Annotated in this window: 20 protein-coding genes and 1 pseudogene; 11 read left to right on the top strand and 10 right to left on the bottom strand. The window is 76.3% G+C overall.

The genetic code is table 11. From position 1 onward, the window contains the following. Nucleotides 1-11 precede the first annotated feature (11 nt). Both ACI78Z_RS00755 and ACI78Z_RS00760 read left to right on the top strand, forming a co-directional pair. The gene (locus tag ACI78Z_RS00755) at nucleotides 12-1,970 is read left to right on the top strand and encodes a 3-oxoacyl-ACP synthase III family protein (protein ID WP_457034597.1); all 1,959 of its coding nucleotides are present in this window, start codon (nucleotides 12-14) and stop codon (nucleotides 1,968-1,970) included. Nucleotides 1,971-2,041: 71 nt separating this feature from the next. Next, entirely contained in the window at nucleotides 2,042-2,839 is a 798-nt protein-coding gene (locus tag ACI78Z_RS00760) for an alpha/beta fold hydrolase (RefSeq protein ID WP_457034598.1), read from the top strand. Between the two features lie 25 nt (nucleotides 2,840-2,864). Here ACI78Z_RS00760 and ACI78Z_RS00765 read toward each other — a convergent pair whose 3' ends face one another. Further along, nucleotides 2,865-4,607, bottom strand: a complete 1,743-nt coding sequence (locus tag ACI78Z_RS00765) for a PHA/PHB synthase family protein (protein WP_457034599.1) — start codon at nucleotides 4,605-4,607, stop codon at nucleotides 2,865-2,867. Nucleotides 4,608-4,738: 131 nt separating this feature from the next. Here ACI78Z_RS00765 and ACI78Z_RS00770 point away from each other — a divergent pair, with 131 nt between their 5' ends. Both ACI78Z_RS00770 and ACI78Z_RS00775 read left to right on the top strand, forming a co-directional pair. Then, nucleotides 4,739-5,584, top strand: coding sequence for an MEDS domain-containing protein (locus tag ACI78Z_RS00770; protein WP_457034600.1), 846 nt, complete (start codon nucleotides 4,739-4,741; stop codon nucleotides 5,582-5,584). Further along, nucleotides 5,581-6,519 carry an anti-sigma factor RsbA family regulatory protein gene (locus ACI78Z_RS00775; RefSeq protein ID WP_457034601.1) on the top strand — a complete coding sequence of 313 codons (939 nt, stop codon included), beginning with the start codon at nucleotides 5,581-5,583 and terminating at the stop codon, nucleotides 6,517-6,519. The genes ACI78Z_RS00770 and ACI78Z_RS00775 overlap by 4 nt, the downstream gene beginning before the upstream one ends. Before the next feature lie 90 nt (nucleotides 6,520-6,609). Here the strand turns inward: ACI78Z_RS00775 and ACI78Z_RS00780 are convergent, their stop codons facing one another. Together ACI78Z_RS00780 and ACI78Z_RS00785 are read right to left on the bottom strand one after the other, a co-directional pair. Then, nucleotides 6,610-7,119, bottom strand: coding sequence for a phosphohydrolase (locus tag ACI78Z_RS00780; protein WP_457034602.1), 510 nt, complete (start codon nucleotides 7,117-7,119; stop codon nucleotides 6,610-6,612). 45 nt (nucleotides 7,120-7,164) lie between these two features. Continuing rightward, nucleotides 7,165-8,346 carry a PP2C family protein-serine/threonine phosphatase gene (locus ACI78Z_RS00785; RefSeq protein WP_457034603.1) on the bottom strand — a complete coding sequence of 394 codons (1,182 nt, stop codon included), beginning with the start codon at nucleotides 8,344-8,346 and terminating at the stop codon, nucleotides 7,165-7,167. A 220-nt stretch (nucleotides 8,347-8,566) separates the two neighbouring features. Between ACI78Z_RS00785 and ACI78Z_RS00790 the strand changes: the two genes are divergently transcribed. Beyond that, nucleotides 8,567-11,473 (top strand): ATP-binding protein, encoded by a 2,907-nt coding sequence (locus tag ACI78Z_RS00790; RefSeq protein ID WP_457034604.1) that lies wholly within the window; start codon nucleotides 8,567-8,569, stop codon nucleotides 11,471-11,473. 17 nt (nucleotides 11,474-11,490) lie between these two features. On the opposite strand, the gene ACI78Z_RS00795 is transcribed toward ACI78Z_RS00790, so the two are convergent. After that, entirely contained in the window at nucleotides 11,491-12,318 is an 828-nt protein-coding gene (locus tag ACI78Z_RS00795; RefSeq protein ID WP_457034605.1) for an NAD(P)H-binding protein, read from the bottom strand. 181 nt (nucleotides 12,319-12,499) lie between these two features. Next, nucleotides 12,500-12,838: a GYD domain-containing protein gene (locus tag ACI78Z_RS00800; RefSeq protein WP_457034606.1), complete on the bottom strand. Its 339-nt coding sequence runs from the start codon at nucleotides 12,836-12,838 to the stop codon at nucleotides 12,500-12,502. A 344-nt stretch (nucleotides 12,839-13,182) separates the two neighbouring features. Here ACI78Z_RS00800 and ACI78Z_RS00805 point away from each other — a divergent pair, with 344 nt between their 5' ends. Both ACI78Z_RS00805 and ACI78Z_RS00810 read left to right on the top strand, forming a co-directional pair. Then, nucleotides 13,183-14,823, top strand: a complete 1,641-nt coding sequence (locus tag ACI78Z_RS00805) for an FAD-dependent oxidoreductase (RefSeq protein WP_457034607.1) — start codon at nucleotides 13,183-13,185, stop codon at nucleotides 14,821-14,823. Further along, on the top strand, nucleotides 14,820-16,166 hold the full coding sequence (locus ACI78Z_RS00810; RefSeq protein ID WP_457034608.1) for a sensor histidine kinase: 1,347 nt from the start codon (nucleotides 14,820-14,822) through the stop codon (nucleotides 16,164-16,166). Before ACI78Z_RS00805 ends, ACI78Z_RS00810 begins: the two co-directional genes overlap by 4 nt. A 7-nt stretch (nucleotides 16,167-16,173) precedes the next feature. Here the strand turns inward: ACI78Z_RS00810 and ACI78Z_RS00815 are convergent, their stop codons facing one another. After that, on the bottom strand, nucleotides 16,174-19,428 hold the full coding sequence (locus ACI78Z_RS00815) for an ATP-binding protein (RefSeq protein ID WP_457034609.1): 3,255 nt from the start codon (nucleotides 19,426-19,428) through the stop codon (nucleotides 16,174-16,176). A 177-nt stretch (nucleotides 19,429-19,605) separates the two neighbouring features. After that, nucleotides 19,606-20,043 (bottom strand): CBS domain-containing protein, encoded by a 438-nt coding sequence (locus ACI78Z_RS00820; protein WP_457034610.1) that lies wholly within the window; start codon nucleotides 20,041-20,043, stop codon nucleotides 19,606-19,608. Nucleotides 20,044-20,287: 244 nt separating this feature from the next. On the opposite strand from ACI78Z_RS00820, the gene ACI78Z_RS00825 reads away from it, so the two are divergent. From ACI78Z_RS00825 to mscL, 3 genes are read left to right on the top strand one after another with little or no spacing between them, the layout of a single operon-like run. Then, complete coding sequence (locus ACI78Z_RS00825) at nucleotides 20,288-21,676, top strand: pyridoxal phosphate-dependent decarboxylase family protein (RefSeq protein WP_457034611.1); 1,389 nt, start codon at nucleotides 20,288-20,290, stop codon at nucleotides 21,674-21,676. Then, nucleotides 21,673-22,671, top strand: coding sequence for an NAD-dependent epimerase/dehydratase family protein (locus ACI78Z_RS00830; RefSeq protein WP_457034612.1), 999 nt, complete (start codon nucleotides 21,673-21,675; stop codon nucleotides 22,669-22,671). Before ACI78Z_RS00825 ends, ACI78Z_RS00830 begins: the two co-directional genes overlap by 4 nt. 30 nt (nucleotides 22,672-22,701) lie before the next feature. Then, entirely contained in the window at nucleotides 22,702-23,112 is a 411-nt protein-coding gene (mscL, locus tag ACI78Z_RS00835; RefSeq protein WP_457034613.1) for a large conductance mechanosensitive channel protein MscL, read from the top strand. 278 nt (nucleotides 23,113-23,390) lie between these two features. Here mscL and ACI78Z_RS00840 read toward each other — a convergent pair. Beyond that, nucleotides 23,391-23,552, bottom strand: a pseudogene (locus tag ACI78Z_RS00840) (endonuclease); the annotation flags it as partial. A gap of 27 nt (nucleotides 23,553-23,579) precedes the next feature. On the opposite strand from ACI78Z_RS00840, the gene ACI78Z_RS00845 reads away from it, so the two are divergent. Next, on the top strand, nucleotides 23,580-24,977 hold the full coding sequence (locus ACI78Z_RS00845; protein ID WP_457034614.1) for a recombinase family protein: 1,398 nt from the start codon (nucleotides 23,580-23,582) through the stop codon (nucleotides 24,975-24,977). A 20-nt stretch (nucleotides 24,978-24,997) separates the two neighbouring features. Here the strand turns inward: ACI78Z_RS00845 and ACI78Z_RS00850 are convergent, their stop codons facing one another. Both ACI78Z_RS00850 and ACI78Z_RS00855 read right to left on the bottom strand, forming a co-directional pair. Beyond that, nucleotides 24,998-25,159 carry a hypothetical protein gene (locus ACI78Z_RS00850; protein WP_457034615.1) on the bottom strand — a complete coding sequence of 54 codons (162 nt, stop codon included), beginning with the start codon at nucleotides 25,157-25,159 and terminating at the stop codon, nucleotides 24,998-25,000. Between the two features lie 255 nt (nucleotides 25,160-25,414). Continuing rightward, entirely contained in the window at nucleotides 25,415-25,585 is a 171-nt protein-coding gene (locus ACI78Z_RS00855) for a hypothetical protein (protein WP_448610868.1), read from the bottom strand. Between the last annotated feature and the right edge of the window lie 86 nt (nucleotides 25,586-25,671).

The following is a 25,671-nucleotide window of genomic DNA, read 5'->3' on the forward strand; positions in this document are numbered from 1 at the left end:
AGAGGACCCTCGTGAACGCGTTCGTCCTGAACCGGCACGGCCGCATGGTGTTCCCGTCGAACATCATGCCCGAGCTGGACTTCTCCACCATGGAGACGCTGGAGCAGCTCGACAGCGTCATCCGCCGTGACTTCGAGACCAAGGCCCCCAGCGGCACCGACATCCTGGAGCGGGTCCGCACCGGCGCCTACGGCACCCGGTACGACCTGATGCGGGACCTCGCCCTGAACCTCTTCTGGGCCAACCGCTTCTCGATCACCATGTACGACAAGCGGCCGACCCGCTGGGCCGACCTCCCGCGGACCCGGTCCGACGTCTTCCTGCCCGTCCTGGAGCCCTGGGAGGACGGCGAGGCCAAGGTCTCCGGGGTCCAGGAGGCCTATCCGCACCTGCCGTCGAAGTGGAACCAGGGCTGCGAGGACCGCATCTTCGAGATCCTGTTCGACGTCTTCGCCAACCGGCGGCACCACGCGTCCACGCTGCCGGCGGTCAAGCCCACGGTCGCGGAGTTCCTGGAGCAGCCGGGCAACCTGACCTTCCGGCTGCCGCACTACGACCCCGACTACCCGGTCTACGACTACACCGACATCCTCGACGTCTCCGAGGACGTCCCCGAGCTCGAGGCCCTGCACCGCTGGGCGATGGTGCTGCACAACCAGTACCCGTGGGAGCGGTCGCAGGTGGAGCTGGCCTCGGTCGACCAGCTCAAGGACGAGGACTGGGTGGTGGCCTTCCACCCGCGCGACAAGGAGGTGCGCGCCTTCCTGCGCCGCCTGCGGGCCGGTGCCCAGCCGCGGCACGCCGCGGCGGCCCGGGAGTCCCGGCCCCCGGTGCGGCCCTACCCCGAGCTGGACGTTCGGCAGCGCTTCTCGGTGCAGCCGCGGATCGAGGCGCTGGCCGCGGTGCACGGTGACCAGATCTGCAGCAACGACGACCTGATCCGCAACACCGCCTACAACTGGTCGCCGATGAGCGCCGACGAGATCTCCTCCAAGACCGGCATCGAGCAGCGCGAGTACAGCTCGCTGCCGCTGGAGGAGCTCGCCCTGCAGGCCGCCGAGGCGGCGCTCGACAAGGCCGGGCGGCAGCCGGAGGAGATCGGGGGCGTGCTGGTCTGCACCTGCACCAGCTCCCGGCTGATCCCGTCGCTGGCGACCTACCTGTGCGGGCAGCTCGGGATGCACCAGGTGTACGCCGCCTACGACATCATCGCGGCCTGCGCCGGCATGCCCTACGGCGTCGCCGACGCCGTCCGGATGCTGCAGGAGGTCGAGCGGCCGGTCCTCGTCGTCTGCGTGGAGAAGTTCTCCGACAAGATCGGCAACGTCCGCACCTCGCGGATGATCTTCGGCGACGGGGCGGCGGCGCTCGTGGTGGGCCCGGCGCCCGAGGGCACCGACGGCGACATCGACTACATGAAGACCTACGCCAGCGGCCCGGCCAGCGAGGTGAACTCGATCCTCTGGCCCAACCCGGAGTTCGACAACAACATCACCGTGTTCGGGCCGCAGGTGAAGGCGCTGGCCGGCCGCTACCTGTCGCAGATGATCGACGAGCTCAGCAAGCTGCCGGCACCGGACGGCCGGGACGGGTCGCTCATGGACGCCGTCGACCTGATCGTGCCGCACCAGGCGAACAAGACGATGGTGATCGGGTTGGCCGAGCGGGCCGGGCTGACCGCCGACCAGCTCTACTTCAACATCGAGCAGGTCGGCAACACATCGTCGGCCAGCATCCCGCTGGCCATCCACGACGCGGTGCGCGACGGCGTCATCACCCAGCCGGTGCGGGTCTTCGCGCCCGGGTTCGGTGCGGGCGCCGTGGCCGGGTACGCGGTGATGCGGGTCGACCCGGCGGTGGTCGCGGTCCAGACGGCGTCCGTGCCGCACGAGACCGAGGCGGAGATGCCCGCCCCGGCGCCGGGCGAGCCGACGCCGGCCTCGGAGGACATGCGCGAGGCCTTCGGCTGAGCACCCGCACGGTCCGCGGCGCGGACGGGACACGGCTGCGGACCTGGTGCAACGACGGGGACGGCGCCCCGGTGCTGCTGTGCAACGGGCTCGGGGCGCCGGCCGCGGCCTGGCCGGGGATCGTGGGCCGGGACAGCGGCTTCCGGGTGGTCACCTGGGCGCACCGCGGTCTGGGCGGCTCCGAGCGGCCCGCCGACCGCAGCCGGGTGCGCGTCGAGGACCACGCCGATGACGCGCGCGCCGTCCTCGACGCGCACGACATGCCGTCGGCGACGGTCATCGGCTGGTCGCTGGGGGTCAACGTGGCGTTCGAGCTCGCGCTCGAGCAGCCCTCGCGGGTGCGCTCGCTGCTCGCCGTCGCCGGTGTGCCGGGCGGGACCTTCTCGGCGATGTTCGCCCCGCTCGGCGTGCCGCGGCGGCTGCGGGCCCCGGCCGGCCGGCTGAGCAGCCGGCTGCTGCCGGTGTTCGGGCCGCTGCTGCCGGTGGTCGTGGCCAGCCTGCCGCCGTGGCACGAGCTGCTGCACCCGGCGGGGGTCGCGGGCCCCGCGCGGGAGGCCGCCCACCCGGCCGCGCTGTACCACGTGCTGCACGAGTTCTCGCGGCACGACTGGCGCTGGTACCGGCACCTGGCGCTGGCCGTCGCGGAGCACGAGCCGCTGGACGTCGCGCCGGTGCGCTGCCCGGTCACCTTCGTGGCCGGCCGCTACGACACCCTCGTCGACCTCGCCGACGTCCGGGCGGCGGCCGGGAGGGTGCCCGGCGCCCGGCTCCGCACGCTCGCCGGCACCCACTTCGTCCCGCTGCAGTACCCCGAGGTGATGCTCGAGGAGCTGCGGGGGCTGGTGGCCCGGGAGCCCGGCCGCCCGTAGGCCCGGGCTCCCGGGGCGGTCGTCCCTACGCCCCGGCGGGGACGCGGTCGCGGACGTAGGAGCCGGGCGCCGGCTCCAGGACCGGGTGGCCGGTGCTGCCCAGCGTCTCGGGCGCCGGCACCTCGTCGCCGGAGCGCTCGAGCGCCCACTCCGACCACGGCTCCCACCAGCTGCCGGTGTGCTCCTCGGCCGCCGCGCGCCAGGCGTGCGGGTCCGGCCCGGGCTCGCCGCCGGTCCAGTACCTGGCCCTGGGGTTGCCGGGCGGGTTGACCAGGCTCTGGATGTGGCCGCTGTGGCTGAGCACGAAGGTGCTCGGCCCGGACAGCAGCTGGGTGGTCCGGTAACAGCCGTGCCACGGGGTGATGTGGTCGGTGAGCGCACCGGTGACGAACGTGGGGAGGGTGATCCGGCTCAGGTGCACCGGCGTGCCCAGCACCCGCAGCGCCCCGGGCTTGACCAGCGCGTTGTTGCCGAAGATGTCGAGGAACTGCTCGTGCAGCCGGGCGGGCAGGTTCGTCCCGTCCGCGTTCCAGGCGAGGATGTCGAACGCGGGCGGGTCCTCACCCATGAGCCACTGCTGCACCAGGTAGTTGAAGATCAGGTCGTCCGGGCGCATCCAGGTGAACATCGACCCCATCTGCCGGGCCGTGATGACCCCCCGCCGGCGCGAGTTGCGCCGGGCGACCTCCAGCATCCGCGGCCCGGAGAAGGCGCCGAGCGGGGCACGGCTGGAGAAGTCGAGCAGGGTCACCGCGTAGCCGGCGGCGTGCACCCGGTCGTCGCCGTTGGCGGCCAGGTGGTTCAGCGCCGTCGTCATGATCTGGCCGCCGGCGCACAGGCCGAGCGTGGTGACGTCGGGCGAGCCGGTGACCTCGCGGGCCACGTCGACGGCGGTGACGACGCCCTGCGCGTACTCGTCGAGGCCCCACTCGGACTGCTCCCGCGTCGGGTTGCGCCAGCTGATCATGAAGACCTGCAGGCCCCGGCTGACCGCGTACTCGACGAGGCTGCGGCCCGGGCGCAGGTCGAGGAAGTAGAAGCGCCCGATGGGCGGCGGGACGATCACCAGCGGGCGCGAGCGCACCGTCGGCGTCGACGGGGCGTACTGGATGACCTCGATGACCTCGTCGCGGTGGACGACGGCGCCCGGGGTGACGCCGAGGTCCTCGCCCACGGTGAAGGCGCTGCGGTCCACCTGGCGGGGCAGCCCGCCGTTGCGGACGAGGTCGTGGAGTGCGTTCCGCAGCCCGCGGACGACGCTGACCCCGGCGGTGTCGAAGGCCCGCTTCAAGGCCGCCGGGTTGCCCAGCAGGGTGTTCGTGGGCGCCATGGCGCTGGTCAGCGCGTTCAGGACGAAGCGCACCTGCTCGACCTCGCGCCAGTCGGCGCCGTCGGCCTCGAAGTCGGCGACCAGGCGGTCCAGGGACGCCGCCGCCGCGACGTAGGACTGGACGAGCCGGCGGTACCCGGGGTGCAGCGTCCAGGCCGGGTCGGCGAACCGCTTGTCCTTGGGGGAGGGCGCGATCTCGTCGGTGCCCCGGAGGATGCGGGCGGTGTCGCGCCCGAGCCGGACGGCCTCCCGCGCCATCGGTCCGGCCTGGGTGAACGTCGCGATCAGTCCGCGGGCCATGCCCCGGGGGGAGGGGATGCCGACGGGCTCGCCGCCCTCGACCGGAGCCGGCGTACCGGGGTCCTCGGGCGCGGGCCGGTCCTCGGCCGCCGGGCGGGGCCGGACGGATGAGCGCGGGCGGGGCTGGGTCGTCGTCACGGTGCCTCCGTTGTGAGCTGGGTCACACGCTTCGGCACCGTATCCCGCCATCCCGGCTGCCCGGTACCTCCGCGGGCGCGCAGCCGGCCCGGACCTCCCGCACGGGCGGGTGCGGAGGTAGCGTCGCGGGGGTGACGGTCCTGCGGAGGCTCGAGGCCCCGACGGGGCTGCGAGCCGGCGACCACGTCTGCTGGACGTACGCCGACGACGCGGACTTCGCGGCCGCCGTCCTGCCGTTCCTCGACGAGGGACGTCGGCTCGGCGAGCACCTGCTGCTCATCGGGTCGTCGCGACCGGAGCTGTTGCGGACCCTGGCGCCGCTGCCGGGGCGGGACGAGCTGCTCGCCGGCGGGCAGCTGGAGGTGCACAGCACCGCCGAGCTCTACGCCTCCGGCGGGGAGCTGTCGCCGGCCGGGCAGGTGGCGGCCTACCGGAGGCTGGTCGACGCGGCCCTCGCCCGGGGCCGCACCGGCCTCCGGGTCGCCGCCGACGTCACCCCCCTGGTCCGTCGCGGGCCCGACGCGCGCCGGCGGCTGCACGTCTACGAGCAGTTGGCCGACGCGATGATGGCCGGCGTCCCCATGACCGCCCTCTGCCTGTACCAGGCGTCCCTGGACGCCGACGTCCTGGGCCCGGTCATCCTGCTGCACCCCGGCCGGCACTCCGGCGACCAGGAGGCGCTGGCCCACCTGTCGGGGCGCGGGCCGTCGCTGTCCCTGCACGGGGAGGTCGACGTGACCCAGGCCGACGCGTTGTTCCGCGCCCTCGTCGACGTCGCCTGCGACGGCCCCGGGGAGGTCGTGCTCGACCTCGCCGACGTCGGGTTCCTCGACGTCGCGGGCGCCCGCGCGCTGGCCCGGGCCACCCAGGTGCTCCGCGCCGCCGGCGTGCAGCTGCGGCTGGTGCGCGCCCCGCGGGTGGCCACCCGCTGTCTGGAGCTGTTCGGCCTCGGCGGCGAGGGCACGGTGCCGGCGTGAGCGGACTCCGACCGACCGGCGACTGGGACGGTACGACCTTCGCCCACGAGGCCTTCGTGTTCGGCACCGACCGCGAGCTCGTCGACCGGGTGGTCCCGTTCGCCGTGGAGGGGCTGTCCCGCGGGGAGCCGGTGCTCGTCGTCGCCGGTGAGCGGGTCCGGACGCTCCTCGCCGAGGAGCTGGGCCCGGACGTGGACCGGCTCACGACGTTCGCCGCCGCGGAGACCTGGTGGCAGGGCGGGCACCGCACCCTGCACGCCTACGACCGGGACCTGCGCGCGTTGCAGGCCGTCGCGCCGACCTGGCGGCTGGCCGCGGAGCCGACGTGGCTGGCCCGCGACGACGGACGCGAGTGGAGCCGCTTCGAGGCCGTCGCCAACCGCTGCTACGCCGCCCTGCCGTACTACAGCCTGTGCCTGCACGACCGGCAGCGGCTGCCGGCACCGGTCCTGGACGCGGTGGCCCGCACGCACCCGCTCACCTGGGGTGGCTCCGCACCGGTCCCGGAGCCGGCCTACGAGGACCCGGAGCGGTTCCTCCGGTCGGTGCACCCGGCGTGGGTCCAGCGGCCGGCGTGGGCCCCCGCCGTGGCCGTGACGACGTCGCGGGAGGCCCGCCGCGTCGTGTCGGCGGCAGCGCTGGACTGGTGGCCGGCGCGGGTCGGGGACGTCGTCCCGGCCGCCCACGAGCTGGTCGTCAACGCGCTGCGCGTGGCGGCGTTCGCGGAGGTGTCGTGCTGGACCGACGGGGACGCCCTCGTCGTCGAGGTCGCCGACGCCGGGCCGGGTCTGCCCGACGAGACCCTCGGCTACGTCCCCCCGCCCGACGGACCCGAGGGCGCCCGGGGGATGTGGCTGGCGTGGAGCCTGGCCGACGACGCGGCGGTGGACTCCCGTCCCACGGGCACCACCGTCCGGCTGTACTTCCGCCGCTGACAACGGACGCCCTGCCCCCGCCACTCGCAGGGTCGCGGCGGGACCCTGCAGGGGGCCTGCGGGACCCGGGGCGGGGCCTGGCGGCGCGGGTCAGACGAGGATCCGGCCGCCGTGCCCGCGGTCGGCGGCCTCGGCCGCGAGCAGGATCCGGCGGGCCGGGCGGTAGCGGCCCTCGCGGAGCCGGCGCGCCTTCTCCGGGTCGACCTCGGCCAGGGCGGCGCTGGCGGCCAGGCTGTGGGCGTTGTCGGCCAGCTTGACCAGGCGGCCGAGGGGGTGGGCGGCCGAGCGGCGGATCAGGCCGGAGATGTAGGGCTCTCCGGGGCGCCGGGTGACCGCGTCGACCGCCTCGACGACGACCTCCGGCACGCCCAGGGCGCGCAACCGGTCCAGGTCGTAGCGGCGGGCCGGGTCGGGGTGGTCGCGGGTGTCCTCGACGATGTCGTGGAGGGCGCCGGCCATCTCCGCGTGGGGGCCGTAGGGGCGCAGCGCCTCGGCGATCGGCCGCAGGTGGGCGAGGTAGTGGTCCCGGCCCTGCTGGTCCACCTGGCCCTCGTGTGCGTGCAGCGCGAGCAGGTGCGCGTCGGGAACGGTGAACCCCACGCCCCGAGGCTAGGCGCTGCGCCGGCCGGGCGAGCACTGCGCCGGCTACGGCAGCGTCCGGTGCCCGCCGCCGGTCAGCCACTCGAGGACGATGATGCTGGCGTCGTCCTGCAGCCGGTCGGCCTGGTGGGTGAGCACCTGCCGCATCAGGCGGCGGACCATCTCGGGGGCGGGCTCGCCGGCGGCGACGGCCGCGCTGATGAAGTCGGCCAGCCGCTGCTCGCCGAAGAACTCGCCCTCCGGGGAGCGGGCCTCGGTGATGCCGTCGGTGTAGAGCAGCAGGCGGTCGCCGGGCTCCAGCCGGGTCTCGCAGCACGCCGGCTCGCCCCCCTGCAGGCCCAGCGGCCGGGACGGCGGGCAGTCCGGCGGCTGCACCAGCGAGGAACCGCGCAGGATGAGCGGTGCGGGGTGGCCGGCGTTGATCCACCGCAGCCGGCCGGTGTCGATGTCGAGGCGGGCGAGCACCGCGGTGGCGAACTGGCTGGCGCCGAGCTGCGCGGCGATGGCCGCGTCGACCGCGGCGGCGATGCCGGGCAGGTCGAGGGAGTTGCGGCGGGCGTGGCGGTAGGCGCTGATCGCCACGCTGGCCAGGACGGCGGCCGGCAGGCCGTGCCCGACCGAGTCGATGACCAGCAGCTCGGCGGTGTCCCCGTTGACCGCGTAGTCGAAGGAGTCCCCGCCGATGTCGTAGGCGGGTTCCAGCCCGCCGGTGATGACCACCCGGTCGGTCCCGAACGACAACGGGGGCAGCAGCTCCCACTGCATCTCCGCGGCCAGGCTCAGCGACCTGCGCCGCCGCAGCCGGGCGAACACGTCGCTGTAGGCGTCCCGCACCACGACGAGCTCGGCGGTGAGGGTCACCAGCGCCCACAGCGCGTCCCGACGGTCGGCGGTGGGCTCCTCGGGCAGGACCAGCTCGACGACCCCCAGCCGCTCCACGCCGTCCAGCAGCGGCATCCACAGCCGGTACCCGTGCTCCCCGGCGCTGTCGACGATCGCCACGCGCCGGAACGCCCGCCCGGCCAGCGTGCCCTCGATCGACAGCTCCTGGCGCTCGGGCACGCCGGCGCCGGGTACCGGGAGCAGGGTGACCTGCTCGTAGTCGGCCAGGTAGAGGACCGTCTCCCGGACACCCAGCCGCGCGGCCTCGGCGGCCACGGTGGCGGCCAGCTGGTCGGGCGGCAGCAGGTGGCACGCGTGCAGCAGCGACCTCAGCCCATCGGTCACCGCGACCGTCCTCCCGCTCGGCTCGACACGTCCCGCGGGACGGTACCCACCCCGGCGGTGGTGGGCCGGTCCGCGGTGGGGCCGAGGCCGGTGGTCGCGGGTCCGGAACACCACCCGCCGGCGCACCCCGGCCGGGACAATGCGCCCTCGGGCGCTGCGGGGTCCCCGACCCGCAGGCCACGGAACGGCACCTGTCCCTCGGAGCCCTGGAGGCGGGGCGATGCGGACCGGACTCGTGGGACGGCGACACGAGCTCGCCGTCCTCGTCGACTGCCTCGACCTGGCCGTGGCCGGCCGCGGACGCCTCGTGCTCTGCCGCGGCGAGCCCGGCATCGGCAAGACCCGGCTCGCCGAGGAGCTGAGCGCGCTCGCGGCCGCCCGGGACGTCGCCGTCGCCTGGGGGCCGGCGGCCGAGGCGACGGGGGCACCGCCGTACTGGCCGTGGCGCCAGGTCCTGCGGGCGCTGGGCGAGCCCGTCGACCTCCGGGCCGTCGCCGCCGCGCACGGGCTGGAGGAGGACCTCGGCAGCCTGGCACCCGACGTCTTCCCCCACCCGCGGGACCGCACCGAGGTCCCGCCGTCCGACGTGGCGCGCTTCCGCTCCTTCGACGCCGTCACCCGGCTCCTGCGCGAGGTGACCCGCGCGAGACCGGTGCTCGTCGTCCTCGACGACCTGCACCGCGCCGATCCGGCCTCGCTGCTGCTGCTGCAGCACGTCGCACGGACGATGGCCGGCTCCCGGCTGCTGGTCCTCGTCACCCACCGGGACACCGAGCCGGTCGCCCCGCTCGTGGGCGAGCTGCACCGGGAGCCGGTCACCGAGGTGCTGGAGCTCCGCGGTCTCGCCGTCCCGGACGTCGGCGCGCAGCTGACCGCGCTGCTCGGGGAGCGCCCCGGCGACGGCGAGGTCCGGCGGGTGCACGCCCGGACCGGGGGGAACCCGTTCTTCGTCCGCGAGGTCGCCCGGGTGCTGGGCGACCCGCGGATCCGGAGCGCCGACGAGCCGGTGCCGGAGGGCGTGCGGGCGGCGATCGCGGCGCGCCTCGGGCGGCTGTCGGCCGACGCGGCGCGGGCGCTGCGGGCGGCATCGGTCGTCGGCCGGGAGTTCGCCGTCCCCGCGGTGGCCCGGGTGCTCGACGTCCCGGTGCTGACGTGCCTGGCCGGGCTGGACGAGGCGGCCGCGGCCGGGCTGGTCGAGGGCGCCGCGGTGCCGGGGCGGTACCGGTTCGCGCACGACCTGGTCCGCGACGCGGTCGAGGCGGACCTCGGCACCGCCGACCGGGTGCGACTGCACCGCCGCGCGGCCGAGGCGATCGAGACCGCGGGCGACGGCACGGCAGACGGCCGGCTCGCCGACCTCGCCCGGCACTGGGCGGTCGCCGCCGTGGCGGGGGAGCGCGCCCGCGCCGCGGGGTGGATCCGGCGGGCGGCCGAGGAGGCCGGGCACCGGCTGGCCTACGAGGAGGCCGCCCGGCTCTTCCGCCTCGCGGTCACCGTCGGCGCGGGCGACCTGGACGACGCCCTGCGGTGCCGCCTCCTGATCGACGCCGGGACGGCGCTGCGCCTGGCCGGGGACCTCGCCGACCGGCTGACGGTCACCCGCCGGGCCGCCGCCCTCGCGCGCCGGCTCGGACGGGCCGACCTGCTGGCGCAGGCCGCCGTGGTGCTCGAGGGCGGGCTGCCCGACGTGGCGTCGGAGGTGACCCTCCGCCGGTGGTGCGAGGAGGCGCTGGCCACCATGGACCCGCGCCCCTCGGCGCTCCGGGCCAGGGTGCTGGCGACCCTCTCCGACGCCTGCATGTACCTCGGGGACGTCGACGCCGCGCGCGCCGCCGGCGGGCAGGCGCTCGACGTGGCGGAGGCGTCCGACGACCCGTCCGCCCGCGCCGCGGCGCTGCGCGCACGGCAGCTGGCGGCCACCGGCCCGGACGGCCTCGACGAGCGGGCCGACCTCGCCGAGCGCATGGCCGCCCTCGGTCGGGAGACCCGCGACCCCCGGACGTCGATGTGGGCGCACCTGTGGCGGATCGACGTGGCCTTCCAGCGCGGGGACCTCGTGGCCGTCCAGGGGGAACTCGGACCGCTGGCCCGGTGCGCCCAGGAGGAGCGCAGCCCGGTGGCCCGGTGGCACGTCCTGCAGTGCCGCGCCGTGCTGGCCCAGGCGCAGGCCCGGTTCGCCGACGCGCGCCGACTGGCCGACGAGGCGCTGGCCGCGCTCCCGCGGTCGGCGACCGGCCACGGATCGGCGGTCATCAACCGGACCGCCGTGCTGTCGGCGATCGCGCTGCACACCGGTGACGGCGTGGACCTGACCGCCCTGCGGCCGCCGGGACGTCCGGAGGTCGGCGGGGGCGAGCTGGACTTCCCGACCGAGGACGTGGTCTTCTCCGCGGCGGCGGCCCGCCTCCTCGTCGCCGCCGGCCGGCTCTCGGACGCCGCCGCCGTCCACCGCCGGCTGGGTCCCCCCGCCGGCTGGCGGCCGATCCCGCACACCACGACGGTCTGCTACGCCTTCGGGATCGAGACCGCGATCGCCCTGGGCCTGCGGGACGACGTCGCGGTCCTGCGGGCGCGGATGGCCCCCTTCCGCGGCCAGCACGTCGTCAGCGGCGCCGGCGCCATCGCCTACGACGGCCCGGTCGAGCTGTACCTCGGGATCGCCGCCGGCTCCCTCGGGCAGCTCGACGAGGCCGCCGGCGACCTCGAGGCGGCCGTCCGGGCCTGCGTTGCCGATGGCGCTGCCGGGTTCGCCGTCCAGTCCGCGTACGAGCTGGCGGCCGTCCTGGCCCGCCGCGGCCGGCCCGGCGACGTCCCCCGGGCCCGGAAGCTGGCTGCCGACGCGACGGAACGGGCCACCACGCTCGGCATGCGCCCGTGGGCCGACCGGGCCGGGGACCTGGTGCGCCGGCTCGACGGCGGGCGGCCCGACCCGCTCACCGCCAGGGAGCGCGAGGTCGCCGCTCTCGTGGCGGAGGGCCTGACGAACCGGCAGATCGCCGCCCGGCTGCACCTCTCGGAGCGCACCGCGCAGAACCACGTCCAGCACATCCTCACCAAGCTGGACCTGGCCAACCGGAGCCAGCTGGCCGTCCGCACCGTGCGCGGGACGATGCGCGGCGACGGGTAGCCCGGCGTCCGCGGCGGCTACGCCGGCGCGCGGGCGGCGAGCGCCGACGCGACGGCGTCCTCCAGGCCGGTGGCCGGACGACCGAGGACCGCCTCGAGGTCCCCTGTCTGCCGCTCGAACCCGCTGGCACGGATGAACGGGCCGATCCCGAGCAGGCCGATGACGCCCGCGTCCTCGTCGACGTCGCGGTGGACCACCGGGCGGCCGCCCAGCTCGCTCAGCACGGCGGCCAGCTGGGGGTACGTCCAGAGCCGGCCGGTGAAGTCGTAGGCCCGCCCGAAGCGGTCCCCGTCGGTGAGGACGACGGCCGCTGCCTCGGCCAGGTCGGCGCGGGTCGCCGTGTTCATCCCCCGACCGCGCGTGCTGCTCGCCAGCTCACCGGTCTCGATCGCGGCGGCGAGGTCGGGGCCGAGGAAGAAGTCCGAGTAGATGGGGTGCCGCAGCACGGTGGCGGGCAGTCCGCTGCGCAGGACGGCCTGCTCGCCGGCGTGGTGCTCGCCGAGGGGGCCGTCCTCGACCACGTCGGCGCCGAGGCCGCTGGTGTAGGCGATGCCGCCGACGCCCGCGTCCAGCGCGGCGGCGACGACGTTGCGGTGCTGCGGGATGCGGCCGCCCAGGTCCGGCCCGGAGACGTACAGCAGCCGGTCCGCGCCCTCGAACGCCGGCCGGAGGGTCTCCGGCCGGTCGTAGTCCCCGTGGCGGACCTCGACGCCGCGCTCGGCGAGGTCCGCGGCGCGGGCCGGGTTGCGGACCGCGACCGCGACCTCCGTCGCGGGCACGCGCTCCAGCAGGCGGTCGACGACGAGCCGGCCGTACCGGCCCGTGGCTGCGGACACGATGATCATGACGACTCCCGGAGGGGCAGGGGCGTCGGCCGGTGCCCGGCTCGGAGGGGGTTCCCCGCCGGACCGCGGCACCGCGCCGGGGACGGGCCCACCCTGCCGCGCGGACGCGCCGCCGACATCCGCCGAACTACTCACCTCGTGCACCGGCCGGCGGCCGCACCACCGCGGTGCGACCTGGTGGCTACCGGGAGGGCTGCGCGCCGGGTGGGCGGTAGCGGACCTGCTGCGCCCGGCGCATCGCCTCCATGGTCTCGTCCACGGTCATCAACACCGTCGTCTCGATCGGGTCGAGCGCACCCCCGGCGCCGATCGCCAGCGCGACCGCGGCCATGGAGACGTTGTCCGGGGCCTCCCAGAGCGTGTAGCCGTCATGGGGTCCGAACGCGTACCAGAACCCGTGCAGCTGGCCGCCCACCGACTCGATGTAGGTCCGCGCGGCCTCGCGGCGGTCCTCCGGGGCGTCGATCAGCCGGGCCCACGTCTCCGGCGTGTACCTGAACCTGGTCAGGTAGAGCGGCATCGTCGGCCTCCCGTCCGTCCACGAGGTCCCCGAGGAACGCCGACGGTAGTGCCGGGACGACTCCCGAGGGGGCCGCCGGGCGCGGCGCGGAGGTCGACGGGCACGTCCGGGCCGGTGCGGCGCGGCGTCACGGCTTTCCGGCTCTCGGCAGTCCTCCTAGACTCCGCGCCCGGGGCCTCGACCGGGGTACGGCTGGCTGAGCAGCGGCAGCCGTCCAGGACGCCGTCCCGTCCTCTCCGGCGCCCGCCGTCCCGTGGGGTCGTGGGCACGCCGCGCCGGTGGCCGGTGGCGCGGCCGCCAGGGGGCGGACCGCGCACAGGGCCACCGATCCCGGAGGAGGCCAGATGGGCAAGCCGGTCCTGCTGGCCGTCGACGACGACGGTCCGGTGCTGTCCGCGGTCGAGCGCGACCTGAGGGAGCGGTACGGCGAGCACTACCAGGTCTACACGGCCTCTTCCGGCGAGCAGGCGCTGGACCTGCTGCGCCGGCTGCGGCTGCGCGAGGACCCGGTGGCCCTCCTGCTGGTCGACCAGCGGATGCCGGGGATGAGCGGCGTGGAGCTGCTGGCGGCGAGCCGGCGGATGTACCCCGACGCCCGGCGCGTGCTCCTGACCGCCTACGCCGACACCGACGCCGCCATCAAGGCGATCAACGACGCCGACGTCCAGCACTACCTGCTCAAACCGTGGGACCCGCCGGAGGAGCGGCTCTACCCGGTGCTCGACGACCTGTTCCAGACCTGGCGCCCGGCGCCCCCGCTGGCGAACCTCCGGCTGATCGGCGACCGCTGGTCGCGGTCGAGCCACCTGCTGCGCGAGTTCCTGGCCCGCAACCTGGTGCCCTACCGCTGGCTCGACGTCGAGTCGGAGCCGCAGGCGCGGGAGCTGCTCGACGTGGCGGCGATCGACGCCGGCTCGCTGCCGGCCCTCGTGCTGGACGACGGGGAGGTCCTCGTCCAGCCCGACCTGCACGAGGTCGCCACGCGGATCGGGCTGCGGGCGCAGGCGCAGCGCGCGGCCTACGACCTCGTCGTGGTGGGCGCCGGGCCGGCCGGCCTGGCCGCCGCGGTGTACGGCGCCTCCGAGGGGCTGTCGACGCTGGTCCTGGAGTGCAACGCCCCCGGCGGGCAGGCGGGCACCACCAGCCGGATCGAGAACTACCTGGGGTTCCCGGTCGGCCTGTCCGGCGCCGACCTGACCCTGCGCGCCCGCGAGCAGGCGGTCCGCTTCGGCGCCGAGATCCTGGTGCCGGCCGAGGTGGTGGGCGTGCGCCGGGAGGGCCCCTACACCGTCGTCCGGCCCGCGCACGGGGGCGAGATCAGCGCCGCCACGCTGATCATCGCCACGGGTGTGGAGTACCGGACGCTCGACGTGCCCGGGGCCGCCGAGCTCACCGGGCTCGGCGTCTACTACGGCGCCGGTCAGGCCGAGGGCGCCGACCACCGGGGCGGCCGGGTGTTCGTCGTCGGGGGCGGCAACTCGGCTGGGCAGGCGGCGGTCTTCCTCTCCCGCTTCGCCGCCTCGGTCACGCTGCTGCTGCGGGGCGGCGACCTCGCCGCCACGATGTCGCACTACCTGGTCGACCGGCTGGCGTCGCGGGAGAACGTCTCCGTGGAGTACCGCACGCAGGTGACCGGCGTGCTGGGCACCCGGCGGCTGGAGGGGCTGCGCCTGCGGTCGGACGCCGGCGAGCGCGAGGAGCCTGCGGACGCCGTGTTCGTGTTCATCGGCCAGGAGCCGCGCACCGGCTGGCTCGACGGCGTCGTCCGCCGGGACGAGCGGGGGTTCGTGCTCACCGGCATGGACGTCGGCTCGTGGCCGCCGGAGTGGCCGCTGTCGGCCCCGCCCCTGCCCCTGGAGACCTCCGTGCCCGGGGTGTTCGCCGCCGGCGACGTCCGGCACGGGGCGGGCAACCGGATCGCCGCCGCCGTGGGGGAGGGCGCGATGGCGGTCCGGTTCGTGCACCAGCGGCTGGCCGCCCGGTGACCGGGGTCGCGGACCGGGACGTGGCGGCGGCGCTGCGCGGCTCCCGCCTCTTCGGGCACCTGCCGGAGGCCGACCTCGCGGAGCTGGCCGTGACCAGCCGCACCGTCGAGCTCGCCGCCGGCGAGGTGCTCATGGCCGAGGGCGCGCCGCCGGAGGCCATGTACGTCGTCCTCTGCGGCGAGCTCGAGGTCAGCCGGGACGTCGGTGGCTCCCCGGTGCTGCTCAACGTCTGCGCCGCCGGCGACCTCGTCGGGGAGATGGGCATCGCCCACGGCCGGCCGCGCTCGGCGACCGTGCGGGCCCGGACCGCCAGCCGCGTCCAGCGGATCGGGGCCGACGCGCTGGACCGGCTGTTCACGCACCCGCAGTCGGCCCGGGCCATGCTGCTGGCGGCCACCCGGCGCCTGGACCGCGAGGAGGGGCTGGTCCGCCAGCACGAGCGGATGGCCGCGCTGGGCGCGCTGTCGGCCGGGCTGCTGCACGAGCTGAACAACCCGGCCAGCGCCGTCCAGCGCGGGGTCGCGAGGCTGCGGACCCTGCTGGCGGGGAACGCCGGGCCCGGGGACCCGCTCCGGCGGCTCGTCGGCGCCGTGCCCGTGCCGGAGGACCCGCTGGAGCGGGGCGACGCGGAGCGGGCGCTCGCCGACGTCCTCGCCGCGGCCGGCGTCGACCGGGGGTGGGCGGCCGCTCCGGAGCTGGTGCGGCTCGGCGTCGACCCGGCGCTCCTGGCGGAGGCGCTGGCCGACCTGCCCGCGGACGCGCGCGGCCGGGCGGTGCACGACCTCGCGCGCTCGGCGGAGGTCGCCGCGCTGCTCGAGGAGATCTCGGTCGGCGCCGAAGCGCTCTCCCGGATCGTCTCCGGGGTGCGCCCGCTGGCCTACTCCTCGGACCAGTCGCTGACCGACGTGGACGTCCACGCCGGCCTCGAGCAGGCACTCGTCCTGCTCAACCACAAGGTGCCCACCGACGTGACGGTGCAGCGCGACCTCGACCCGCAGCCCCAGGTCGTCCAGGGCTGGCCCGCCGACCTCGCCCTGGTCTGGACCAACCTCCTCGACAACGCGCTGGCCGCCGTCGACCGGCCGGGCACCGTCACGGTGCGCACCCGGGGCGAGGACGAGGCCGTGGTGGTCGACGTCGAGAACACCGGACCGCCCGTGCCGCCGGAGGTCCTCGCGAAGGCCTTCGACCCCTTCTTCACCACCAAGCCGGTCGGTCAGGGCACCGGGCTGGGGCTCGCGACGTCGCTGGCCGTGGTGGCCCAGAAGCACCGCGGCCGGCTCACGCTCACCTCGACGGACGGCGTCACGCGGGCCCGGGTCGTCCTGCCCCGGCACCGCTGAGCGGCGGTCACCCGCGCAGCAGCTCGTCGGCCGCGGCCGTCTCGGCGGTCGCCGTCGCGGCGGGCAGGTCCGCCCGCGCCTCCGCGAGCAGGGTCCGCCAGTGCTCCGGCCGGGAGGCCGCGGGCAGGCGGGCGAGGTCCACGGCGGCGCGCAGCCGGGACAGCCGGGCGCCCTGCCCGGTCGCGATCCGCACCGCCTCGGTCAGGTCGGCCGCCGCCCGGTCGGCGTCCCCGCCGCGGGCCAGCGTGGCTCCGGCGCGCTGGCGCAGCAGCTCGGGCAGGTGGATCTCCTCGCCGCTCCGCCGCACGGCGGCGAACGCCTCGGCCAGGTGCTCGTCGGCCCTGGCCACGTCACCGGCCGCCGCGTCCAGCCGGGCCAGGTGGGCCAGGTGGAAGGCGAGGAAGGACTGGAACCCCATGAGCTCCAGGGCCGCGAGGGCCCGCTCGAGGAACTCCCGGTCCGGCGCGCCCCCGGGCGTGCCCGTGGCGGCATAGGCGGCGCCGTAGGCCGACCACAGGTCGAGGCCGTGCTCCTCGCCGATGGCGGCGGCCGCCGCTCCCGCGCGGGCAGCCGCGGCGTCGTCCCCCAGGAAGTACCGGATCCAGGCCACGTAGACGTCGGCGAAGGCGAGGCTGGCCGGGCCGCGGGGGGAGCCGACCTCCTCGGCCCGGCGCAGGGCCTCCCGTTCCCGCCGCCCGGCCTCGTCGAGCTCGCCGCGGGTGGTGCACACGAGGGCGAGCGCGGCGAGCACGCCCGCGAGCGGGTCGTCGGGCAGCGGCCACAGCGGCGTGACCCGCTGCTCGGCGGGCCGGGCGGCGAAGCCGGCCTCCGCCCGTGCCAGGTGCTCCTGTGCCGACCGGAGGTGGCCACGGGCCATCTCGTGGATGCCGGTCACCGCCGCCACCTCCGGCCCGAAGGCGGCGAAGGCGGGCTCCCGGGCCATCGCGGTCAGCTGGTCGAGCACGCCGCGGGCCGTGGTCAGCCGGGCGCAGGCGTACCAGTAGGCCCAGATCGCGATCAGCGCGGGGAGGACCTCCGGGCGCCCGAGCCGGGCGGCGAGTTCCTGGGCCCGCCGGTAGTCCGCCTCGACGTCGGGGGAGGCGTAGCCGCGCATCGCGCTGACGGACAGGCCGCGCAGCATGCGGGCGGTGAGCTCCCCCAGGTCGCGGTCGTCCGACGGGGGCAGGGTCCCCATCAACTCGAGGGCCCGCGAGAGGAGCCGCGTGGCCTCGGCGTGCGCGCCGCGTGCCTGCTCGGCCTGCGCCGCCTCCAGGTAGCGACCGGCGGCGGGCTGGGCCGCTCCGGCCAGGTCCAGGTGCTGGGCGACGAGCGCCGGTTCGGCGCCGCGCCCGGCCAGGGCCTCGGCCACGGCGGCGTGCGTCCGGCGGCGCACGTCGAGCACCTGCGTCTCGTAGGCGGCATCGCGCATCAGCGCGTGGCGGAAGCGGTAGGTGCCCGCGGTGAGCCCCACCGGCTCGATGACGCCCACGCCGGCCAGCACCCGCAGCTGGTCGGCCACGGCGTCGGCGTCGCCGACCGCCGTCGCGACGACGGCCGGGTCGAAGGTCGGCCCGACGGTCGCGGCGGTCTGGACCACGCGCAGGTCGACCCCCGGCGCCTTGAGCCGCCAGGTGAGCAGCTCCTGCAGCCGCAGCGGGATCGGTTCGGTCCGCTGCGTGTCGATGCCGGAGCGGGTCAGCTCCTCGATGAAGAGCGGGATCCCCTCGCCGTGCTCGATGATCGCGGCGCGTGCCGCGTCGTCCAGCCGCCGGCCGGCCGTGAGGTTGTCGACCAGGTGGTCGGCGGCCGGGCCGTCGAGCCGGCCGAGCGCCACGGTGCTGACGGCGTCCCGCCAGGGGACGGGGGCGTCGTCGCGGCTGGTGGCGACCAGGAGGACGCCGGCGGGCCGCCGCTCGGCGATCCGGCCCAGCAGCTCGACGGTGGAGGGGTCGGCCCAGTGCACGTCCTCGACCACGACGAGATGCGGCCGACGCCGGGCGAGGGCGGTCACCCAGTCCGCGAGCAGGGTGAGGGTCTCGTCGAGCAGGGCGCTCGGGTCCAGGTCGGGCACCGGGTACTCGGGGGTCGGGGCCAGCCCGGCCAGGGGGCCGAGCAGGGGGATCGCGCCCGCCGGGTCCAGCCCGAGCGAGCCGAGGTGGTCGGCGAGCCCGGGGAGCCGGTCGGTGCCCTCGCCGACACTGCTCAACGCCCGCTCGAACAGCCGGGCGATCGGCCACAGCGAGACGTTGGCGTGGTAGGGCAGGCAGGCCGCACCGAGCACCCCGCCGCCGCTGGCCTCCACCCGGTCGAGGACCTCCGCCACCAGCCGGGACTTGCCGATGCCCGGCTCGCCGACGACCAGGAAGGCGGCGGAGGCGGCCGGCCCGCCCCGCCGGACGGCGTCCCACGCGGCGAGCAGCCGGGCACGGGGCTCGTCCCGGCCGACGAGCCCCGCCTTCCGGTACCGCTCGGCCTGGAAGCGGGCGGCGGCGTACCGGGGGCGCTCCACGCCGAAGACCTCGACCGGGCGGCTGATCCCCTTCAGCCGGCGCTCGCCGAGGGAGCGCAGGAAGAAGTCGGCGTCGACCAGCTGCTGGGTGACGTCGCTGATCACCACCATGCCCGGCTCGGCCGCCTGCTGGATCCGGGCGGCGAGGTTGGGCACCAGGCCGACGATCGAGTCCCGCTCGGCGACGGAGCCGTCGTCGCTCAGGTCGGTGACCACCACGCGGCCGGTGTGGATCCCGATCCGGACCTCGGGTGTCACCCCGAACCGGTTTGCCAGCTGCCCCCGGGCGTCGTGCAGCGCCACGACGAGGTCGAGGCCGGCGAGCACCGCCCGCCGGGCATCGTCCTCGTGGGAGGCCGGGTACCCGAAGCCGGCGAGGATGCCGTCCCCCGAGTAGTGCAACAGGGTGCCGCCGTACCGGCCGACGGCCTCCCGGGCCGCCGCGCGGTAGGCGGCGAACAGGTCCCGCATCTGCTCCGGTTCCAGCTGTTCGGACAGCAGCGTGGAGCCGACCAGGTCGGAGAAGAGCAGGGTCATCAGGGCCCGTTCCCCCGACGGGCCGATCTGGCGGGCCGCCACCCGCTGCAGGATGAGGGCGGCGCGCCGGTTGTCCGGATCGACGGCGCGGACCTCCTCGGCGGTGGCCCGGGCCGGCTCGAGGTCCCCCACCGCCAGGGACGCCTCGGCGGCGTTCAGCAGCCGTTCCAGCAGGCGGGCGAGCCTCGTCTCCGCCGAGAGCGTGAGCCCGGTCATGGGATCCTGCTTCCCTGCACGTCCACCGGCCGGTCGACGGAGCTCCTCCTGACCTCGTCCGAGCGCCGGCCGAGCCGCCGGAACGGGTGGAGCACTGCCTGTCGAGCATTCCCCATGACGGGCCGGTCCCACGTAGAGGCCAAGGTCCCCAGCCGCGGCCGGGCACCCGGCGCCGGGCTACGCCGATGCCATCAGCGCCCGGCACATGTCCGCCATGTCGACGATGCCGACCAGCCCTCCGTCGTCCACCACGGGCAGGTGGTGCAGTCCCTTCTCGAGCATCAGCCGGGTCGCGTCCCCGACCGGCGTGCCGGGGGCGACGCCGACCGTCCCGCGGGCGAGCAGGTCGCTGATCCGCACCTGTTCGAGATCGCGCCCGTCCGCGACCGCCTGGGCGATGTCCGCGTCGGTGATGACCCCCAGCGGCGTCCGCGTGCCGTCGTCCGTGGTGACGACGAGGGCGCTGTCGCCCGACCGCTTCATGAGGTAGGCGGCCGCGGCCAGGTGCGCGCGGGGTTCCACGGTCGTGGCCGGGGGCCGCATGAGCTGCCCGACCCTCGTGCGGTGGCCGGTGTCGGCGTCGGGCAGCACACCGCGAGGTCCGCTGGTCGACATGTCCCCTCCTCCTCGCGCGCCGCGCGGGACGCGTCGCGGCCCGGCGCGCACGGCCCAGTCTGGGTGAGCGGCCGCTCGCGGGCACCGGTCGTCCGGCCGGGGCAGTCGGCGCGGCGGCCGGCCACACCGGACGTCGGGGACGACCGCGCACGCAGCGTCACGGCGAGCCCGTGCGCCCGGGGCGACGGAGGACGGGGGAGCGCGACGGGTCCCCGCCGGGTCGGTGGCCGGACACGATCCGGCGGTGACCGACCTGCGCACCCTCCTCGGCGACGTGGCGGCGCGGGCCGCCGACTACCGCGCCGGTGTCGGGGACGTCGCGGTCTTCCCACCCGGCGAGCCGGCCGGCGCGGTCCGCGCCGGGCTGGGCGCGCTGCGCGACGAGGGCACCGACCCGGCCGTGGCCGTGGCGGAACTGGTCGCGGCCGTGGAGCCGGGGCTGGTGGCCACGACGGGGCCGCGGTACTTCGGCTTCGTGGTCGGCGGCGCCCTGGACGCGGCCACGGCGGCGGACATGCTCGCCGTGGCGTGGGACCAGCCGGCGTTCAGCGCCGTGATGTCACCGGCGGCAGCGGTCGTGGAGGAGGTGACCGGGGCGTGGCTGGCACAGCTGCTCGGGTTGCCCGGGACGGCGTCGTTCGGGTTCGTGACCGGCGCGCAGGCCGCCAACACCGTGGGGCTCGCGGCGGCACGGCACCGCGTGCTCGCCGAGGCCGGCTGGGACGTGGAGCGCGACGGACTCGGCGGCGCGCCGGCGATCCGGGTGGTGGCGACGGGGGAGCGGCACGCGACCATCGACCGGTCGCTGCGGTTGCTCGGCCTCGGCGCGGGCGCCCTGCGTCCCGTCGCCACCGACGGGCAGGGGCGGATCGACGTCGCCGCGCTCGCCGGGGCGCTGGCGGAGGGCCCGCCGGGACCGGCGATCGTCTGCCTGCAGGCGGGCAACGTGAACACCGGCGCCTGCGACGACCTCGCCGGTGCCGTCGACCTCGCGCACCGCTACGGGGCCTGGACCCACGTGGACGGTGCCTTCGGGCTGTGGGCGGCGGCCTCGCCGGCGACCCGGCACCTGGTCGAGGGGCTGGCCGCCGCGGACTCGTGGACCACCGACGGGCACAAGTGGCTGAACGTCCCGTACGACAGCGGGTACGCGTTCTGCGCCGACCCGGAGGCGCACCGGGCGGCGATGGCGTACACGGCGGCGTACGTGGCCGGTCAGGGGCAGGAGGACCTGCGCGCACCCGGGGACCACGTCCCGGAGTCCTCCCGCCGGGCGCGCGGCTTCGCGACCTGGGCCGCCCTCCGGCAGCTCGGGCGCAGCGGCGTCGCCGATCTCGTGGCGCGGTGCTGCGCGCTGGCCCGCCGGTTCGCCGCGCACCTGGCGGCCGTCGAGGGCGCGGCCGTGGTCAACGACGTCGTCCTCAACCAGGTGCTCGTCCGGTTCGGGGACGACGACGCGACGACCGACGCGGTGGTGGCCGCGGTGCAGCGCTCCGGTGAGTGCTGGATGGGCGCCACCACCTGGCACGGGATGCGGCTCATGCGCGTCTCGGTGTCGAACTGGTCCACGACGGAGGCGGACGTCGACCGGGCCGCGCGGGCGGTCGCGGCCGCCTGGCGGGGCGCGCGGTGAGCGGACCCACCCCGGCCGCGGTGGTCAGGGGTGCTGGTTCCGCGGACGTCCACGCCGTGGTGGGAGCCGGGGGAGCGACCGGCCGGCGGCTCGTGGCCCACCTGCACGCGGCGGGGCACCGCGTCCGCGCGGTCACCCGCGACGGCCGGGACGTCGGCACGCCCGGTGTGGAGACGGCGGCGGCGGACGCGACCGACGTCGGCGGCCTGACGGTGGCCTGCCGGGACGCCGCCGCGGTCTACCACTGCGTCATGCCGGTGCTCGCCCGGTGGACGAGCGGGTTCCCCGTGGTCACCGACGCCCTGCTCGAGGCCGCGTCCCGCGTCGGGGCACGCCTGGTGTACGCCGACGACACGTGGATGTACGGGCGGGTCGACGGACCGATGACCGAGGACACCCCGTGGCGGCCGGTCAGCGGCAAGGGCGTCCTGCGCGCCTGGATCGCCGAGCGCATCCTCCGCGCCGGCGCGGCCGGGCGGCTGCCGGTCGGCGTCGTCCGCGCGGGCGAGCTCTACGGGCCCGGCGTCCGGTCGCTGGTCGCCGGCAACGTGTTCCGCCCGGCTCTGCGGGGATGGCCGGTCCAGTGGCTGGGGGACCCCGACCTGCCGCTGACGCCCACGTTCGTCGACGACTTCGCCGCGACCCTGGCCGCCGCCGGGACGCAGGACACCTCCGACGCGGCGGTGTGGCACGTGCCCCACCCGGGGGTGACCACCGGCCGGGCGCTGGCGGCCGAGGCGTGCCGGCAGGCGGGCACCCGGCTGCGGCTCGTGCGGCACGGGAGCGCCCGGGTGCGCGCGCTCGGCCACGTCGTCCCGCTGGCCCGCGAGGGCGCCGAGATGGTGTACCAGTTCCAGCAGCCGTTCGTGGTCGACGGCAGCCGGGCGGCCCGGGCATTCGGGCTGACCCCGACCCCGTACGAGGAGGGCGTGCGCCGGACCCTGGCCGCGCTGCGGGGTCCTGCGCGGGCTGCACCCGTCGTCCGCCGGTCCTAGGCTGCGGCCGTCGGCCCGCCAGGAGGACCCGTGCGCACGTTGCTCACCAACTTCCGCAACTTCGCCTTCTCCGGCAGCCTCATCGACCTGGCCGTGGGCCTGGCGATCGGGGCGGCCTTCGCGACCGTCGTCGAGTCGTTGGTCGGCGACGTCATCCTGCCGCTGGTCGCGGCGATCTTCGGGGAGCCGAACTTCGACGCCCTGGTGCTGACGGTGAACGGCGCGGAGATCCGCTACGGCTCGTTCCTCACCGCGCTGGTGTCCTTCCTGCTGCTGGCGCTGACGATCATGTTCCTGGTGCAGGCCGTCCGCCGCGCGACCGGCCGGGAGACCGCCGGCGCCCAGGGCAGCCGGGAGTGCGACCACTGCAAGAGCTTCATCCCGGTGGACGCCACGGTCTGCATGTTCTGCACGCGGGACGTCGAGCCGATCGTCCCCTGACCCTGCGCGCCCTGCCGGCGGCAGCGGACGGCGCCACCCCTGCACGACGCGGGCCTGCAGGACGACGTGCTGCTGTGTCGTGAAGGATGTCCGTTCTCGGGGACCTCGACCGACCAGTGCGCCAACCACCTGGGCGACCAGATCCACGCGGCCGTCCACCGTGGACCGCACCAGGAGTGGGCCACGCAGTGAAGCGCTCGGGCGCTCATCGCTGCGTGCACGCATGCCGAGCCGCACGACCTGAGGTGGTGCGGCCTCGGCATGCGTCGTCGGTCGGATCAGGCCGCGGCGGTGATTAGTGGCGGTCCGGTGCGGCCGGGTCCGGTGAGGATCTCGGTGCCGTCGGGGCGCCAGGTGCGCCAGCGGCCGTCGGGTTGCCGCTGGATCCGGAAGCCGTGGTGCACCTTCGTGTGGTGCCGCTCGCACAGCAGCGCGGCGTCCACCACGCATCGCTAGTCTGCCCCCTTGTGACGACGGTGAGGGCAGCGGCGGTGTACGCCCGGATCAGCAGCGACACCGAGGGCCGGGCGCTGGGCGTGGCGCGCCAGCTAGAGGACTGCCGCCGCCTGGCCGACCAACTGGGCTGGCCGGTAGCGCAGGAGTACGTGGACAACGACCTGTCGGCCTACTCCGGCAAGCGCCGTCCGGCCTACGAGCAGCTGCTGGCCGACGTCGTCGACGGCCTGCGGGACGCGGTGATCTGCTATCACGTGGATCGGCTGACCCGCCGCCCGGTGGAGCTGGAGACCTTCGTGGCCACGGTGGACGCCGCCGGGGTGCGGCAGGTGCGGTTCGTGGCCGGGGACATGGACCTGGGCACCGGGGACGGCCTGCTGATCGGGAGGATCATGGCGGCGGTGGCGGCGAACGAGTCAGCGGCCAAGAGCCGGCGGGTGCGCCGCAAGCTCGACCAGCTGGCCGCCGAGGGCCGGCCGCACGGCGGCGCGCAGCGCCCGTTCGGTTACGAGCCGGACAAGGTGACCGTCCGCCCGGACGAGGCGGCGGTGATCCGCCAGCTGGTCGCCCGGTACGTGGCCGGGGAGAGCCTGCGCTCGCTGTGCACCTGGCTGGACGCCGAGGGCATCCGCACCGTCAACGGCGGCGAGTGGCGCAGCCCCACGCTGCGCGGCCTGCTGCGCTCCGGGCGGATCGCCGGGCTGCGCGAGCACCGCGGCGAGGTGATCGGCCCGGCCGCCTGGGAGCCGGTCATACCCCCGGCCGAGCGGGACCGCGTGCTGGCCCGAATGGCCGAGCAGACCCTCACCGGCCGCCGAACGCCGCGCCGCTACGTGCTGTCCGGGCTGCTGCGCTGCGGCCGCTGCGGCGGCAAGCTCTACGCCTCCCCGCGCGAGAACAGCCGCCGCTACGTGTGCCTGTCCGGACCTGACCACGGCGGCTGCGGGCGGCTGACCGTGGTCGCCGAGCCGCTCGAGCAGCTGCTAACCGAGGCCGTCATGCAACGGCTGGACAGCCCCGAGCTGGCCGAGGTGCTCACCGGCCGGGGCGGCGACGCGCTGGCCGCCGAGCTCAGCGAGGGCCTGGCCGCCGACTCCGAGCAGCTCGACGAGCTGGCGGTGATGTTCGGCAAGCAGGAGATCAGCGCCCGGGAGTGGCGCGCCGCCCGCCAGCCGATCGAGGCTCGGATGCGTGAGCGCCAGCGGCAGCTCACCGCCGCCACCGGCACCGATGCCCTCGCGGGGTTGCCCGGCCACGGCGGCGAGCTGCGGCAGCGGTGGCCGGAGCTGAGCCTGACCCGGCAGGCGGCGATCGTCGCAGCGGTGCTCGACCACGCCGTCATCGCCCCCGGCCAGCCCGGCGCCCGCAGCCTGGACCCGAGCCGGGTGCGGGCGGTCTGGCGGATCTGAGGTGCCGCCGGGGCGGGCCCCTACCCGCGCTTCGCGCGGGGTCGGGGTCCGCCACCGCCGGGCGCCAGCAGCGCCGCCACCTTGCCCAGCACCTGCGGATCGGTGACCCGTACCGGCACGCCCTGCTCGGCACAGGACGCGGCCAGCCAGGCGGCGACCTGTTCGCGGCTCAGCGTCGCCACGGCGACCGACCAGGCGAGGGGACACAACAGCGGTACACGGCGCACTCCCGGGCGTCGATCCAGTAGGGATCGACCCCGGCGCCTACGCCCTCGGCTCGTTTCCTGCTCCGGCATCAGCAGGGTGCCGCCCACTCGACTCTGAAGAGGCCCAGCACGCGGGGATTGGGGTCCTACCCGCCGCCGGGCCCGAGTGGGTGACCCGACGACTGTTCCGCGCCGCCGCCCAGTCTGCCCGAGGGGTCCGACAAACCCGGATCAGGCGCGCAGCAGCCGCTGGCGCACCGCCTGCGCCGACACCTCCACCGCGCCGCCGATCCGCGCGAACGACAGCCCCGCCTCTCGGGCCTGCCGCATCGCATCCACCAGTTCCCGCTCGGCGGCGGCGCGCCGCTGGGCCGCCCGACGCAGCCGCACCAGCACGTCCACCTCGCTGACTGCCGGAGCGACCGGCGCAGGCTCAACTCTCGCCCCACTCGGCGGCTGCGCCGCCGGTGGCGGCGATTCGACCCGCA

This window comes from Geodermatophilus sp. SYSU D01176 (assembly GCF_054050015.1).